11 protein-coding genes are annotated in these 15,317 nt (G+C 63.3%); 1 reads left to right on the forward strand and 10 read right to left on the reverse strand.

All coding sequences use genetic code 11. The annotated features are described in order from the left end of the window. Nucleotides 1–51 precede the first annotated feature (51 nt). The 10 genes from NCG91_RS21530 to NCG91_RS21575 all read right to left on the reverse strand — a co-directional run bounded on the left by NCG91_RS21530 (nucleotide 52) and on the right by NCG91_RS21575 (nucleotide 14,007). Nucleotides 52–963 carry a carbohydrate kinase family protein gene (locus tag NCG91_RS21530; RefSeq protein ID WP_251351132.1) on the reverse strand — a complete coding sequence of 304 codons (912 nt, stop codon included), beginning with the start codon at nucleotides 961–963 and terminating at the stop codon, nucleotides 52–54. Next, nucleotides 960–2,606: an alpha-amylase family glycosyl hydrolase gene (locus NCG91_RS21535; RefSeq protein ID WP_251351133.1), complete on the reverse strand. Its 1,647-nt coding sequence runs from the start codon at nucleotides 2,604–2,606 to the stop codon at nucleotides 960–962. The genes NCG91_RS21530 and NCG91_RS21535 overlap by 4 nt, the downstream gene beginning before the upstream one ends. A gap of 2 nt (nucleotides 2,607–2,608) precedes the next feature. Then, nucleotides 2,609–3,499, reverse strand: coding sequence for a maltose ABC transporter permease MalG (malG, locus tag NCG91_RS21540; RefSeq protein ID WP_251351134.1), 891 nt, complete (start codon nucleotides 3,497–3,499; stop codon nucleotides 2,609–2,611). 10 nt (nucleotides 3,500–3,509) lie between these two features. Next, nucleotides 3,510–5,021, reverse strand: a complete 1,512-nt coding sequence (gene malF, locus NCG91_RS21545; RefSeq protein WP_099664600.1) for a maltose ABC transporter permease MalF — start codon at nucleotides 5,019–5,021, stop codon at nucleotides 3,510–3,512. A 133-nt stretch (nucleotides 5,022–5,154) separates the two neighbouring features. Then, nucleotides 5,155–6,375: a maltose/maltodextrin ABC transporter substrate-binding protein MalE gene (gene malE, locus NCG91_RS21550; protein ID WP_077402478.1), complete on the reverse strand. Its 1,221-nt coding sequence runs from the start codon at nucleotides 6,373–6,375 to the stop codon at nucleotides 5,155–5,157. Nucleotides 6,376–6,483: 108 nt separating this feature from the next. Next, on the reverse strand, nucleotides 6,484–7,569 hold the full coding sequence (locus NCG91_RS21555; RefSeq protein WP_251351135.1) for an ABC transporter ATP-binding protein: 1,086 nt from the start codon (nucleotides 7,567–7,569) through the stop codon (nucleotides 6,484–6,486). Between the two features lie 221 nt (nucleotides 7,570–7,790). Next, the gene (locus tag NCG91_RS21560) at nucleotides 7,791–9,428 is read right to left on the reverse strand and encodes an alpha-amylase family glycosyl hydrolase (RefSeq protein WP_251351136.1); all 1,638 of its coding nucleotides are present in this window, start codon (nucleotides 9,426–9,428) and stop codon (nucleotides 7,791–7,793) included. A 240-nt stretch (nucleotides 9,429–9,668) separates the two neighbouring features. Beyond that, on the reverse strand, nucleotides 9,669–10,679 hold the full coding sequence (locus tag NCG91_RS21565; protein ID WP_251351137.1) for a substrate-binding domain-containing protein: 1,011 nt from the start codon (nucleotides 10,677–10,679) through the stop codon (nucleotides 9,669–9,671). Between the two features lie 309 nt (nucleotides 10,680–10,988). Continuing rightward, entirely contained in the window at nucleotides 10,989–12,209 is a 1,221-nt protein-coding gene (locus tag NCG91_RS21570) for a maltoporin (protein ID WP_251351138.1), read from the reverse strand. A 238-nt stretch (nucleotides 12,210–12,447) separates the two neighbouring features. Then, entirely contained in the window at nucleotides 12,448–14,007 is a 1,560-nt protein-coding gene (locus NCG91_RS21575; protein ID WP_251351139.1) for an MFS transporter, read from the reverse strand. Between the two features lie 115 nt (nucleotides 14,008–14,122). On the opposite strand from NCG91_RS21575, the gene NCG91_RS21580 reads away from it, so the two are divergent. Beyond that, nucleotides 14,123–15,049: a LysR family transcriptional regulator gene (locus tag NCG91_RS21580; RefSeq protein WP_251351140.1), complete on the forward strand. Its 927-nt coding sequence runs from the start codon at nucleotides 14,123–14,125 to the stop codon at nucleotides 15,047–15,049. Nucleotides 15,050–15,317 lie beyond the last annotated feature (268 nt).

Here is a 15,317-nt window from a genome sequence, read left to right on the forward strand (position 1 = left end):
CATTGTGCCATGCGCCCGTTACCAAGTTATCACGCTTGATAGAATTTTAAGTCATAAGCTAGTGCTGTCTTGATATAAGTCATTCAGCTCTGCCTTGCCGATAAACCGTTCATGCGTGCCATGCTGGGCGCAGGCAAACGCGCCGCCGATGGCGCCGCGGCGCATGGCTTCGTCCAGGCCTGCGTCGTCCAGCCAGGCCTGCAGGAAGGCGGCGACGAAGGAGTCGCCGGCGCCATTCGTGTCCACCACGGGCAAATTCATGCCTGCCGTCGGAGTATGGCGCACGGTTTCGCCGCTCCGTTCCAGCAGATAGGCGCCATCCGCCCCGGCCATGGCGATGACGGCCTGCGCGCGCCCTTCAGCCACGATGGCGCGCATGACATCGTCGCGCCGTTCGCCCAGCGCCGCCGTGCTGAGGAAGACCAGGTCGGCGCGCAGGGCGAATGTCTTGTGGTGCGGGTTGACGCCATCCCAGTCGTGCAGGTCGGTCGACACGGTGGTGCCGCACGCTTGCGCATCGTCGAACAGCTCGGCCACCCAGCCCATGATGGAAAAGTGCGCGTGGCGGGCCGGCCCCAGGTAGGGCAGATAGAAGGCGGCCGGCATGCGCACGTCTTCCGGGTGGCGGCCGTCGTACAGCGACATCCTGCGCCCTTGCGGGTCGACCAGGTTGACGCTGCGCCGCGTGCCCGACGGTTCGACGATGTGCGAGAAATCGAGCCTGGCCTCCTTGTAGCGCTGCAGGATGGCCGCGCCTTGCGCATCGTCGCCGATGAAGTCGATGAACTTGCAGCGCAAGCCCAGCGCGTGGCAGCCGAGCGCCACGCCATTGCCCGTGTGCGCCACGTAGTCGCGGATGGGCGGCACGTGCACGGAATCGGCCACGGGCAATTGCAGGGAAGGGACGCGCACGATGGTGTCGATGCCGGCGCCGCCGACCACCAGGATGTCATAGGTACTCATGGTGCTGCCTTTTCTAACAGGACGGTGCCGGCCGCGTTCACGGCGACGGCGCCATTTTTAACCAAACAGGTGTGATTCGTATACGCGTCGCGCAGCACGGCGCCTTCGGCGAACACGCCGTGGACTTTCAAGGTGATGGCGCCTTGCGCTTCGGGCACGGCGATGACGGCGTCGCCATCCATCGCGCGGGCGAACGCGTACGGCTTGTCGTCGATGAAGCGGTGTTCGCCGCGCGCCAGCGCAGGGTGGCGCAGGCGGAACTGGCCCAGCTTGCGCGCATGCGCGAGGGTGGCCGCATCGAGCGACGACCAGTTCATGTCGGAGCGTGTGGCCTGCTGTTCGTCGCCGATGGGCGCGGCGCCAGGCTGGCGCGCGCTTTCATCGCCATAGAACAGCTGCACGCCGCCCGGCGCCAGCAGCAGGGCCGACAGGCCATGTTTCAGCCGGTCGCGCGGGAACAGGCTGGTGTCGTGCGAGGAGATGTACGACAGGATGTCGTAGCGGGGTGCATTGCCGAGGCGCTCGCCCAGCAAGCCCGCATACTGGCGGTACACGCCATCGATGCTTTTCCAGTCTCCGCCCGCGCGATTCTGGAAATCGAAATTGATCATCGAGTCGAAGCCCGCGTCATGCCAGCTGCTGCGCTCGGGGCCATGGCCCCACGCTTCGCCCGTCATCCAGAACGGTGCGTCGTCGATCTTCTGCTGCGGGTGGCGGGTTTTCCAATCCTTGAGGGCATCGGTGGCCGCCGCGCGCAGGGCCAGCCAGCTGGCCGGCTCCACGTGCTTGACGGTGTCGGCCCTGAAACCGTCGACGCCGAATTCGCGCACCCAGTCGGCCAGCCAGTGGACAAGGTAAGTGCGGACAGTCGCATCGGGCAGGGCCACGGCGCGCGTATCGCTTTTACGCTGCAGGATGGGCGGCAAGCCCACGGCCTTGCTGCTTTCCGTGCGGAAGTCGGGCAGATACGCCAGTTGCATGGTGAAATCGTCCTTGCCGCCGTCGGGATAGCCTGGCAGGCCCGCGCGTACCCAGTCCGGACCCCACCATTGTGCGAAATCAAAGTTGTTGTAGTCGATGTAGCTATGATAGTCGCGCAGGGTGGCTTTTTCATGGCCCGGCCACAGCACGGGTACTTTATATTCGGACAGGGTGCGCAAGTCCGCGTAACCGGGGTGGTTCAGCACCACGTCGAACAGCACGCGGATGCCTTGCGCGTGGGCAATATCGATCATCTCGCGCAATTCCTCGCGCGTGCCCATGTTGGCGTCCATGGTGGTGTAGTCGAGCGCCCAGTAGCCGTGGTAGGCGTAATGCTGGAATTGCTGCTTGCCGCCCACCACCCAGCCGTGGATCTGCTCGTACGGCGCCGTGATCCACAGGGCGTTGACGCCCAGTTCCTTGAAGTAGCCAGCTTTGAGCTGCTGCGTGAGGCCGGCGATGTCGCCGCCGTGAAAGCTGCCGACATCGCCGCCTTGCGGGTCGGCGGCGCGGCCATAACTGTGGTCGTTGCCGGGATTGCCGTTGGCGAAACGGTCCGTCACGGCGAAGTAGACGATGGGGTTGTCAGCGAAGCTGAAGCTCCCTGCCTGCGCCGAAGCGCTGAGTAACAGGGCGGCCAGCGCAGTCAGGGAGCGTCGCATGGTCAGCCTTTCACGCCGCCAGCCGTCAGGCCGGAGATCATCCATTTTTGTGCCAGCAGGAACACGGCCGTGATGGGCAAGCCGGACAAAATGGCGGCCGCGGCGAAGTCGCCCCACAGGTATTTTTGTTCGTACAGGAACAGTTTCGAGCCGACGGCCAGGGTCAGGTTGTTCTGTTCATGCAGCAGCACGGAAGCGATCGGGTATTCGATGATGGCGCCGATGAACGACAGCAGGAACACCACCATCAGGATGGGCACCGTCATCGGCAGCAGCACAAAGACAAACGCTTGCCATTGCGTGGCGCCGTCGACCTTGGCCGCTTCCTCGATTTCGATGGGGATGGTTTGATAGTAGCCCTTGATGGTCCAGATATGCAGGGCGATGCCGCCCGTATAGGCCAGCACCAGGCTGCCGTGGTGGTCGATGCCCAGCCACGGCACGTAGCTGCCCAGCACATCGAAGATGGCGTAGATGGCTACCAGGGCCAGCACGGCGGGGAACATCTGCAGCAGCATCAGCGCGGACAGGGTTTGCGACTTGAAGCGGAACTGCATGCGCGCGAATGCGTACGCGCAGGTGGTCGACAGCAGCACGGTGACGGTGGCGCTCATGCTGGCCACCTTGATGGAATTCCATAGCCACAGCAGCACGGGGAAGTCCGGCTCGACCAGGGCGCCGTTGGGCGCCTGGTAAGACATGCCCAGCGCCAGGCGCCAGTGCTCGAAGCTGATCTCGGGCGGAATCAAACTGCCCGAGGCGAAATTGCCAGGGCGTAATGAGATCGACAAGATCATCAGGAAGGGAAACATCACCAGCGCGATCAGCGCGATCACGGCGACGTGGGCCGCCAGGATGCGCCAGCGGTTGGAACGGTCGACAACGATAGCCATGGTCGGTCCTTTATGCTTTGTTCATGCGCGTCAGGCGCATGTTGACCAGCGAAATCGCGGCCACGAGGAAGAAGATCAGGGTCGAGATGGCGGCGGCCAGGCCAAAGTTCTGGCCGGAATCCTCGAACGCGATGCGGTAGGTGTAGGACACGAGCAAGTCCGTCGTGCCGGCCGGTAACGTCGTGTCGAGGAAATCGGGACGTCCGCCCGTCAGCAAGCTGATCAGCACGAAATTATTGAAATTGAAACCCAGGCTGGCCACCATCAGCGGCGTCAGCGGTTTGATGATCAGGGGTAACGTTATTTTGAAGAAGTTCGTCAGCGGTCCTGCGCCGGCCAGGGCCGACGCTTCGTACAGGTCCGACGGGATCGCCTTGATCAAGCCCATGCACACCACCATCATGTAGGGGTAGCCGAGCCAGGTGTTGACGATCAAAATCATGGCCTTGGCCAGGGTGGTGTCGGAGAACCAGGCGGGCTTGATGCCGAACAAGGCGTCGAGCACGAGGTTGATTTCGCCGAAGTTATTGTTAAACAAACCTTTGAAGACCAGGATGGAAATGAAGCCAGGCACGGCGTACGGCAGGAACAGCAGGGTGCGATACAGGCCGCGGAAGCGCAGCGCATCCCAGTTCAGCAGTACGGCCAGCACCATGCCCAGGCCCGTCGTGGTGGCCACGCTGATCAGGGCGAAAACGATGGTCCACACGAAAATGCGCAGGAAAGGGCCGCGGAATGCTTCGTCGGAGAAGATTTTCACGAAATTGGCGAAACCGACGTTGACCTTGAAGCCCGGTTCCAGCTTCGTGCCGTCCGGCATTTCATAAAAGCCCGTCTTGAAGTTCGGTGTCACGAGTTCGCCCGTGGCGATTTTCTTGAGCGTTTTGTCCGGCAACTGCTTGTACACGTGCGCAACGGGGCCGAATTCGCGCAAGCCCACCATGCGCAGCTCGATCCTGTTCGGCAAGATCAAGGTGAGCAACTTCAGATCCTTTTGCAGGGCGATGATGTCCTTGATGGGCAGCGGCGGGGCCAGCACGGGCGCCTGCACGGGGTCGAGCGGCGTCACTTCTACGTTCAGGGGCACGGCGCGCTTGAGGGCCAGCGGCTGCGTCAGCAGCACTTCGCCCGTGTCCGGGCTTTCCAGGCGCAAGCGGTATTCCTTGTTGTCGGCGTGCACGGTCATCGCATAGCCGGCGCTTTCCACGCGCTGCGTCTCGTCCAGCAGGTATTGCGTGGCGCGCTCATAGGTGAGCAGGTTGCGCGAACTGAAATTGGTAAAGCCGATCGACACCGTGTACACCATCGGCAGCAGCACGAAGACGATGACCGCCGTAATGCCGGGAAACAGATAGCGGTAGGCATAGGCGCGCGGCGACGTGAAGACAAACGTCGTCAGGGTCAGCAAGCCGAGGAAAACGGCGGCCAGCATGGTCTGGCCGGAAATGTACAACATGAAGAGCAGATACAGACCCAGCGCCATGCTGATGGTCAATACCGTAGGGCCGATAAACTTGCGCACGATGGATACCTGTGAAGATGGATGCTGTTTGCGTCGAACTTGTACGCAATGGAGAGCTGGGGTCAGACCCGGCGGGTCTGACCCCGGATTTCTGCTGATGGCCGAAAATTAAATTTCGCCTAACCAGCGTTTATCAATTCGCCGTCGTAATCCGCTTCGCCGCCGCATCCAGGCCATCCTTGGTCGTCTGGCGGCCTTGCGTGATGTTTTCCAGCGCCGATTGCATCGACGACCAGAAGCGGCCCATTTCCGGGTTGTTTGGCATCGGGCGACCCGCTTGCGCGCTTTCCATCGTCGCCTGGATGTTCGGATTGGCTTTCAGTTCCGCGAACAGCACCTTGTTGGCTGGCGTGCCCAGCGGGACGTCGGCGTTGATGGTTTTCAGGCCATTGATCTGCAGCATCTGGTTTTCCAGGAATTCCGTGGCCAGGTCCTTGTTCGGGCTGGCTTTCGAAATCATCGCGCCCAGCACGCCCACGAATGGGGTGGCCGTCTTGCCGGCGACGGTAGGGATCGTTGCCACGCCGAAATTGATCTTCGACTTGCGCGCATTGTCCCACGACCATGGGCCGTTGATCATCATGGCGATCTTGCCCTGGTTGAAACCGGCTTCCATCTCGGCATAGCCCGCGCCCTTCGGCATGGCGCCGCTGTTGATCAGGGTCATCAGCGCATTCACGCCAGCTTGCGAACCGGCATTGTTCACGCCCGTTTTCGCCGCATCGTAGCGGCCGTCGGACTTGACTTCAAACGGGAAGCCGCCGCCCGCGCCCAGCAAAGGCCACGTGAAATAGGTATTCGTGTAATCCCACAGGATGGCTTTCTTGCCTTGCGCGGACAATTTCTTGTCCAGCGCGGCGATTTCCTCGAAGGTTTTCGGCGGGGTCGGCACCAGGTCCTTGTTGTAGACGAGGGCGACGGCTTCGATGGAGATCGGGTAGCCCCAGGTCTTGCCGCCCACGGTGAAGGCGTTCCAGGCCAGCGGCAGGATAGCGGCGCGCGCTTCCTTGCTTGGCGTCAATGGTTGCAGCAAGCCGGCGTCGATCCAAGTGCCGATGCGGTCATGCGGCCAGATCCAGATGTCCGGGCCCTTGCCGGCGGCCGCTGCCTGCTGGAATTTGTTTGGCGCATCTTCCGGGTGCTCGACGACGACCTTGATGCCCGTTTTCTTGGTGAATTCCTCGCCGACCTTGGCCAGGCCCTTGTAGCCCTTGTCGCCATTGATCCAGATCAAGAGGGTGCCTGCTTCGGCCGCGTTCGCCATGCTGACGGCGGCCAGGTTGCCGATGCCGGCCAGGGCGGCGGCGATCAGGGTGGTTTTGATGAAGCTGCGTTTCGGGTGCGTGAAGGACATGTCAATCTCCAGTATCTTTTTTTATGCTAAGTTTATGTTGAATATCAAGGCTGAAACGATGCAACCAGGCCAGGCGGCGCCTGTAGCGCCTGGCCCTTAAATCCGGAATCAGGTACGCGTCTGGCCATGCTCGTCGAACACATGGACGCGGGCGGGCGCCACCTGCAGCGCCACGGATTGGCCAATGGCCCAGTCCGTTTCCGCATCGGCGCGCACCACCAGCGGCTCGTCGCCGCCCGGTACCTGCACATACAGATAGCTGATGTCGCCCAGTTTTTCCACCGCTTGCACGGTTGCCGTGAGGGCGGCGGTGGCGCCGGGTGCGCACGCCTGCACGTGTTCTGGACGCGCGCCGACGGTGACGGGGGTGCCGCTGGCCAGCGGCTGCGTCAACACGGCTTGCAGCATGCCGCCCGCGTTGGTGGCGATGGTGGCCACGCCGTCCGCATAGCTGTGGATCTTGCCTTTGAGGAAATTCATGCGGGGCGAACCGAGGAAGCCGGCCACGAACAGGTTGGCGGGGTGGTGGTACAGCTCCAGCGGGGCGCCCACTTGCTCGATGCGGCCCGCGTTGAGCACGACGATGCGGTCGGCCAGGGTCATCGCCTCGACCTGGTCATGCGTGACGTAAATCATGGTCGAGCGCAATTCGCGGTGCAGATTCGCCAGTTCGATGCGCATCTGCACGCGCAGCGAGGCGTCCAGGTTGGACAGCGGTTCGTCGAACAGGAAGACGTCGGGCTTGCGCACGATGGCGCGGCCGATGGCCACGCGCTGGCGCTGGCCGCCCGACAAGTCTTTTGGTTTGCGTTCCAGCAAAGGTTCGATGCGCAGGATTTGCGCGGCGCGCTGTACGGCGTCGGCGATCTGCACCTTGTTCATGCCGGCCAGTTTCAGGCCGAAGGCCATGTTTTGCGCCACGCTCATGTGCGGGTACAGGGCGTAGCTCTGGAATACCATGGCGATGCCGCGCTTGGCGGGCGGCACGTCGTTCATGCGGGTCTTGCCAATATACAAGTCGCCGCCGCTGATTTCTTCCAGGCCGCAGATGCTGCGCAGCAAGGTGGATTTTCCGCAACCCGACGGGCCCACGAAGACCATGAATTCGCCGTCGGCGATCTCCAGGTCGATGCCGTGCAGGGTTTGCACGTCGCCATATGCCTTCTTCAGGCCTGTTAACTTCAGTCCAGCCATGTCTGTCGTCCTCATTCTCACTGAATGTGCCTGGCCAAATCTACTGCGCGTCGAACTTGCGGCTGGCGATGCTCACTGTGCATTCGCACAGCTGCGCTTCTCAGCCACAACTTTCATCCGCTCGCTACGATTTTGCCAAGCACTGATACTCTGTTGTTCGGCCCCGCTGATGCGCGGGGCTCGTTATTGTAATTGGCGGCATGGCCGCCAAAGCCTGCGATTTACGCCAGGGTGCCGAACCAGCCGCCATGCGCAGGCAAGCTGATCTGTTGGCCATCTTTGTTTCCTGGCAAGCCGTGACCGGCCAGGTCGGCCGCGGGCGCCGCATCAGGCCAGGCAAACGTGACGGCTTGCGTGCCCAGGTTGAAGGCGGCCAGCACGGGCGCTTGGCCTGGCAAGTCGCGGCGCAGGGCCAGCACGGGTTCCGGCGCATCGAAGAAGACGATGTCGCCGCGCAACAATTGCGGCAGGGTGCGGCGCCAGGCGAGGATGTTTTGCGCAAACTGCAGTGGTGAAGCGGCATCGTTTTCTTCGACATCAACGGCGCGCGCCAGGTGTTCAGGCGGCACGGGCAACCAAGGTTTTGCCGTGCTGAAACCGCCGTGCGGCGCGTCGGCCACCCAAGGCATCGGCGTGCGGCAGCCGTCGCGGCCCTTGAACTGGGGCCAGAACGGGATGCCGTACGGGTCTTGCAGCGCTTCGAAAGGAATATCCGCTTCCGTCAGGGCCAGCTCGTCGCCCTGGTACAGGCACGGCGTGCCTTTCAGCGCCGCCTGCACGGCCAGCACCACCTTGGCCAGCGATGGCGACGGGTTTTCGCCGCCCCAGCGCGTCATGACGCGCACGCTGTCGTGGTTGCCCACGGACCAGGACGCCCAGCCGTCGGCCACTTGCGCCTCGAACTCTTCCACTTGCGTGCGGATGTGCGCGGCCGAAAACTCGGCCGTCAGCAAATTGAAGCTGTAGGCCATGTGCAGCTTGTCGGCGCCCGTGTAGGCAGCCATGGTGGCCAGCGCATTATCGTCGCCCACTTCTCCGATGGAAATGGCTTGATATTCGTCAAGTACGGCGCGCACGCGCTGCAAATAAGCGATGTTTTCCGGCTGCGTCTTGTCGTACACGTGCGCCTGCATGCCGTACGGGTTGATGGCCGACACGCTGCTCGCATCGCGCTGGGCGGCGGGCGGATTGTCGCGCAGCAATTGGTCGTGATACGGGAAGTTGCAGGAATCGAAGCGGAAGCCATCGACGCCGCGCTCGAGCCAGAAACGCAGGTTGTCCAGCTGCGCCTGCTGCACGGCCGGATTGTGGAAATTCAGGTCGGGCTGGCTGGCGAGGAAATCGTGCAGGTAATACTGGCCGCGGCGCGGCTCCCATTGCCAGGCGGAACCGCCGAACACGGATAGCCAGTTATTCGGCGCCGTGCCATCCGGTTTCTGGTCGGCCCACACATACCAGTCGGCCTTGGCATTGTCGCGGCTGGAGCGGCTTTCCACGAACCACGGGTGGTTGTCGGACGAGTGCGACAGCACCTGGTCGATCATCACTTTCAAGCCCAGTTCATGGGCGCGCGCCACCAGGCGGTCGAAATCGGCCAGGGTGCCAAACATGGGGTCGACGTCGCAGAAGTCGGCCACGTCGTAGCCGAAGTCTTTCATCGGCGACGTGAAAAAGGGGGAAATCCACACGATGTCGGCGCCCAGGGCGGCGATGTAATCGAGCTTGGAAGTAATGCCAGGCAAGTCGCCGATGCCGTCGCCATTGCTGTCGAGGAAGCTGCGTGGATAAACCTGGTAGATGACGGCGCTGCGCCACCAGTCGGCGGGCAGGTGGGCGAGATTGTTCTGGATGGTCGGCATGAATGATTTCTTAAAAGTTGCCTGTAGCCTTGGCTATCAGGGCGGCGCTGCTGGTTGGTAGGCGAACGTCTTATTTTAAAATTCAAAGCGCTTTGGGTATGAAATGAGTATAGTTCAAAGCGCTTTGAAAAGTAAAGCGATACACGTGTCAGACATACGATTTTTTTATGAGGGTGATTCAGGAAGGCGAGGCGGGAGCGCCGGCCAGGCGGCCGGCGGCATGGGGGCAGCGGAAAACGTCTAGTGCGGCACGGGGCCGGCGGACTCGCCCGGCAACAGTTCGCACGGCCACAGTTCCTGCAAGTCGGTGACGGGCGTGCCATCCATCAGGGCCAGCAGCATGTGGATCATCTTCGCGCCGGCGCCGCGCGGGTCGGGCTGGACGACGGTGGTGACGTTGTGGCCGGCCAGGGAATCTTCCATCACGCCCCAGACGATCAGGGACATGTCGCGGCCGATGGCGATGCCCGCGTCGAGCAGGGCGCGCACGGCGCCCACGCCCGACATGTGGTTGTCGACGATGACGGCCGTGGGGCGGGGCGAGCGGGCCAGCAGGCGCTGCATGGCCTGGTAGCCGGCGCGGCGGTCGTGCGCGTTGTCGACCAAGTTGTCCGGGTCGACGGCGAGGCCGCCCGCCTGCATGGCGTGCTGGAAACTCTCGACGCGCTGGCGCACGAAGTTCAGGTCCGGCGTGGCGCTGATCAGGCCGATGCGCTGGTGGCCCAGCTGCGCCAGGCGCTCGACGGCCAGGCGCATGCCGGCCTCGTTGTCGTAATCGAACCACGCGTGCGGCTGGTTCAGCTGCGTGCGGCCATGCGCGACGAACGGCATGCCCTGCTGCGCCAGGTAGGCGATGCGCTCGTCGAACGGTTTGGTGCGGCCGACAACGAGGCCATCGATGCGGCGGCCCTTGACCATGCGTTCATAGGTGTGGAATTCGTTGGTGGCCGAGGCAGGCGCGATCATCATATCCATCTGCTGCGCTTCCAGCGCTTCCGACATGCCGCCCACGATGTCGATGAACATGGGGTCGGCCAGGTCGTTCGGCATCAGCGGGTAGATGATGCCGACGATATTCGTGCGTCCCACGGCCAGGCTGCGCGCCATGGGATTGGGACGGTAGCCGGCCGCCTGCGCGGCGGCCAGCACCCGCTCGCGCGTGCGTTCGCTCACTTCCGGATAGCCATTCAAGGCGCGGCTGACGGTGGTTTCGGATATTCCTAGCGTTTTGGCGAGATTTTTGAGGTTCATGGATGCTGCGGTTGGGGTCTATCCAGGGTGGGTCGGGAACGGTGCCGTGCGATGACGGGTAGTTTATCTGATAAATGCCGGATTGATCAGGGTCATGACAAGCGGCGGCGCCCAAAAAAATACGCGGGCAAACCCAGGGGCGCCCGCGCTAAAAGAGGATACTGCTGAATCACTACATTGAAGCTGCCGGCCATCGCGTGCAGCGGCGAAATGGTGGGTCCGGGTACTGCTTGCCCCTGGATGAGCGGGCGGTGTTGCTGCCACCGGCAAGCGTCCGGGGACGCTTGCCAACGTTCTAGCGGCCTGCGATTACCACCAGGATTCCACTTGGAAACCGACGGAGCTGCCGTTGGTCTTGCCACCGAACACGCCGGTCGACGACAGCGCCGATTCCGCGGCGGCGGCCGACTGGGCTGCCTTGTTCCATTTGGCGTAGGTGTAGAAAGCGCGCAGCACGGGGCGCGACCAGAAGCTGTTGCCGGCCGACAGTTGCGGCGCGAAGGTCAGCTTGGTCAGGTTGCGGCTTTCGCCGCCTTCCGGCTTGACGATGTCGTGGCCCAGTTCCACCGCCAGGCTGTAGTTGTCCGTGAAGTGGTAGACGGGACGCGCGCCGATCGACGTCCACTTGCTGCTCACGCCTGCCGATTCCTTGTCTTCGTAGACGAAGGTGCCCATGCCCGACCAGGCGCCTTTGGGCTGGATCATGATCTGTTCCGTCAGGCGCACGACCTTGTCATCCTTGTTGGCGCCCAGGCTGAAGCCGCCCGTGTTGGCGGCGCTGCCCTTGCCGTACTGCAATGCCACCTTGTTGAAGCCGCCGAGCAGATTGCCTTGCGTATGCATGATGGTCAGCAAGTGGCCGCTGGCGATGGGGGCCGCGCCTTGCGCATTGCGTTTCTGGTTGAATTGCAGGCCCAGGGTCAGTTCGCCATCCGGGTTGACCTTGATGCCGGAGAAGCGCAGGTCGTGGGACAGGCCCATGCGCTTGCTGTCGCCGTCATCGGCCGTGCGCACGATGGCGTAGGCCAGCTTGGCGGCGCCCAGGTCGATGTTTTCCAGGCCGGCGCCAGGGCCGCTGTTGTTCCAGAAGTAGTAATCGGTGATGTGCACGTCCTGGCGGTCGTAGTAGCGCTTGCCGACCCAGGCGCGCGCTTCGGCGAAGGCGCCTGTGCCGATCTTGTCGGCGACGACGTTCATTTCGCGCCACGACGGGTCCGATTGCTCCCAGTCCTGGTTCTGGTTGACGGAGAACGCCACCAGGGTATTGATGCGGAAGGTGGTGCCGTTGGCTGCCTTGAAGGCTTCGCCGCCGAATTTCAGCTCGCCGTAGGTTTCGCACTCATTGCCCAGACGATACTTGGACGAGGCGCCGGCCAGGCCGAAACACGCTTCCTTGCCGCCTTCGCTGCTGGTGCCGAAGCCCGAGCGGATGTAGCCGCCGAAATCGATCGGCAGGGCAGCCTGGGCGGCCGAAGCGCTCAAGGCCAACGCCACGGCGGCAGGCAAAGTTTTCAAGAAATGTTTGTTCATTGCGTCTCCAGTGTTTTTATAAGTGTGGGATCGGTGCGCATAACTTCGCACAACCAAAGCGCTTTAGTTATGTTTCAAAGCGCTTTGAGTATAGTTCAAAGCGCTTTGATGAGTAAACTAGTTTTATCTTTGAAAACTTTTGAGGTGTTGCGGAGAAGCATCAAATGCGGGCGGCGGCGCGTGGGCGCCGCCGGGTATGGCGGGGAGGAGGATGGCTGTCGCGGGAAAGCCGGGCCGCTTAGTTTGGCGTCTTGCAGGCGGGCAGGGCGGCCGTGTCCCGCGCGATGTCGGCTGCATTCGCCGGATGGCGCAGGAAGGTGAGGATCAGCAGGGCCGACGCCGTGGTGATGCTGGCCAGCACATACAGCAAGTGGCGGAAGGCGGCGCCATAGGCTTGCGCCAGTTCGGCGGCGCCGGCCTGCGGCAACAACGCGCCCGCATGGCGCAGCTCGCCCAGCGCCAGGAAGGGCGCCGCCTGCTCCGCGCCGATGCCGGCAAGGCCGGCGCCGCCCAGCGCCGCCATGGTGAAGGTGCCCAGCAGCGCGCTGACGATGGCCAGCGCCAGGCCTTCACCCGCCACGCGCGTCGTATTGAAGATGCCGGCCGCCATGCCGGCCCGTTCGACGGGCACGACGCTGATGGCCAGGCCATCCATCAAGCCCCAGGGCAGGCTGATGCCGCAGCCGATCAGCAGTAGCGGCCCCAGCAAGGTGGCGGGCGACTGGCCCGGCGCGCAGGTGGAGAGCCACAGCAAGCCGCCCGCCGCCAGCAGCAGGCCGCTGGCGCAGATGTGCGCGGCGGCGAGGCGCTGCGCCGCCATGCCGGCCAGGATCGGCAGCACCAGCATGGGCGCCGACAGGGCAATCATCATGCGTCCCGCCTCCAGCGCGCTGTAGCCTTCGATGCCGATGAAGCGGGCCGGCAGCAGCACCAGCAGTACGACGAAGGAAAACGCGGGCGCGGCCGCCAGTAGTTGCACGCCGGCAAAGGCGGGCAGGCGGAACAGGGATAAATCCAGCATGGGCCGCGCCGCGCGCCGTTCCACGCGGATGAAGATAGCCAGCAGCAAGGCCGCGGCACTGAACAAACCCAGGCTGGCGGCGCTGTCCCAGCCACTGTCGGGCGCCTGCAGCAAGCCATACGTAAACAGGGACAATGCGCCGGTAAACGTCAGGGCGCCGGGCCAGTCGACGCCTTGCGCCTGCGGGTCGCGCGATTCGCGCATGGCGCGCGCGGCGGCCAGCAGGGCGGCCAGGCCGGCCGCGGCCGTGGCGACAAAAATGGCGCGCCAGCCCGTGTGTGTGATCAAGGTGCCGGCCAGGAAGGGACCGAAGGCGAGGCCCACGCCGAAGGCCGTGCCGATCAGGCTGAAGGCGCGCGCGCGGGCGGAACCGTCGAATTCCTGCGCCAGGGCCGCCAGTCCGCTCGACAGGGCCATGGCGCAGCCCAGGCCCTGCACGGCGCGCAGCACGTCGAGCCACAGGATGCCGGGCGCGGCCGAGAGCGCCAGGGCGGCGGCGGAAAACACGCCCATGCCCAGCACGAACACGCGCTTGCGGCCATAGCGGTCGGCCAGCGCGCCGGCCACCATCAGGCAGCCGCCAAAGCTGAGCATGAAGGCATTCGTGATCCACGCCAGCGCGAGCGGCGTGCCGTGCAGGTCGGCAGCGATGGCGGGGATGGCGATGGCCGGCCCCGTAAAACTGAGCGGCATGCATAGCGCGGCCAGGCAGACGGCCGCCAGCACGAAGGCGCGCCGGGCCGGGGAGGCCGGCTTCATACGTTGATTCGTATCCATGGGAATGATTCCAGAAAGAGGGAATCCGATGATAATATGGACGTAATCAATGAAAAAGTGGTTGAAAATCCACTCATAACGGACAAATATTCCCCAATCAACATGGCGAGATGACATGGATAATCTGAACGGCATTGCCGCCTTCGTGCGCGCGGCGGAAACGTCCAGTTATGTGGCGGCCGGGCGGCTGCTCGGGGTGTCGGCCTCGGCCGTGGGCAAGAGCGTGGCGCGGCTGGAAGAAAAGCTGGGCGTGCGCCTGCTCAACCGCAGCACGCGGCGCATCAGCCTGAGCAACGAGGGGGCGCTGTTTTACGAGCGCTGCCAGCGCATCCTGGCCGACCTCGGTGATGCCGAGGCGGAACTGTCGCACCTGGCCGAGGCGCCGCGCGGCAAGCTCAAGGTCAGCCTGCCCGTGATCGGCTACCGCATCATCCTGCCCCTGCTGGCCGACTTTACGCGCCGGTATCCGGAAATCGAGCTCGACCTCGATTTCAACGACCGCCTCGTCGACGTGGTGGCCGAAGGCGTCGACGTGGCCGTGCGCAGCGGCACCTTGACGGATTCGCGGCTGATGGCGCGCGAGCTGGGGCCGTTTGCCTTCGCCATCGTCGGCTCGCCCGCGTATTTCGCCCGCCATGGCGTGCCGGCCACGCCGCGCGCGCTGGAAGGGCACGCTTGCGTGCGCTATAAATTCCCCACCACGGGAAAACTGCAGGAATGGGCGCTGCAGCGGGCCGGGGGCGACAGCGGCGGCGAGTTGCGCTTGCCGACGGCCTTGACCTGCAACAATATCGAAGCCTTGATCGGCGCCGCCACGCAGGGCGTGGGCCTCGCTTACCTGCCTGACTTTATCGTGCGCGACGCCATCGCGCGCGGCGAATTGCAAGCCGTGCTGGCCGACTACCTGCTGCACTCAAGCAAGTTCTGGGTGCTGTGGCCATCGAGCCGCCACCTGTCGCCCAAAATTCGCGTCTTTGTTGACCATTTGTGTACCCACCTGCATTTTTCCGCGCCCCCTGCCGACCCTGCATCCTTCCCGTGATGCCCCTGGCCGCCGCACCGGCGGCTGGTTGGGGAATATTCCTACCCCAAAGAGATTATTCCTAACAGCGCGGAATTTATATTTGCTGCGCCGCATCAGGCAATGCCGCACGGCATCAACTTATACCCTTCCTGAATACCGGTCATTCGTTATGGAAATTGCCATAAGGAATTTATTTATGTTAATTTCATATCTGTTTCTGCAACATTGCATCGGCTGGTCGCTTGCGGGAACATGTGCAGGATTAGGCGCCATAAGCGTGTAGTAA

The organism is Janthinobacterium kumbetense (assembly GCF_023703445.1).
Classification (GTDB): Bacteria; Pseudomonadota; Gammaproteobacteria; order Burkholderiales; family Burkholderiaceae_D; genus Janthinobacterium; species Janthinobacterium kumbetense.

Bases quoted from the DNA above. Each gene is read 5' to 3' on its own strand.
- NCG91_RS21530 (WP_251351132.1), bottom strand. From the start codon at position 963: ATGAGTACCTATGACATCCTGGTGGTCGGCGGCGCCGGCATCGACACC.
- NCG91_RS21535 (WP_251351133.1), bottom strand. From the start codon at position 2,606: ATGCGACGCTCCCTGACTGCGCTGGCCGCCCTGTTACTCAGCGCTTCG.
- malG (WP_251351134.1), bottom strand. From the start codon at position 3,499: ATGGCTATCGTTGTCGACCGTTCCAACCGCTGGCGCATCCTGGCGGCC.
- malE (WP_077402478.1), bottom strand. From the start codon at position 6,375: ATGTCCTTCACGCACCCGAAACGCAGCTTCATCAAAACCACCCTGATC.
- NCG91_RS21555 (WP_251351135.1), bottom strand. From the start codon at position 7,569: ATGGCTGGACTGAAGTTAACAGGCCTGAAGAAGGCATATGGCGACGTG.
- NCG91_RS21560 (WP_251351136.1), bottom strand. From the start codon at position 9,428: ATGCCGACCATCCAGAACAATCTCGCCCACCTGCCCGCCGACTGGTGG.
- NCG91_RS21565 (WP_251351137.1), bottom strand. From the start codon at position 10,679: ATGAACCTCAAAAATCTCGCCAAAACGCTAGGAATATCCGAAACCACC.
- NCG91_RS21570 (WP_251351138.1), bottom strand. From the start codon at position 12,209: ATGAACAAACATTTCTTGAAAACTTTGCCTGCCGCCGTGGCGTTGGCC.
- NCG91_RS21575 (WP_251351139.1), bottom strand. From the start codon at position 14,007: ATGGATACGAATCAACGTATGAAGCCGGCCTCCCCGGCCCGGCGCGCC.
- NCG91_RS21580 (WP_251351140.1), top strand. From the start codon at position 14,123: ATGGATAATCTGAACGGCATTGCCGCCTTCGTGCGCGCGGCGGAAACG.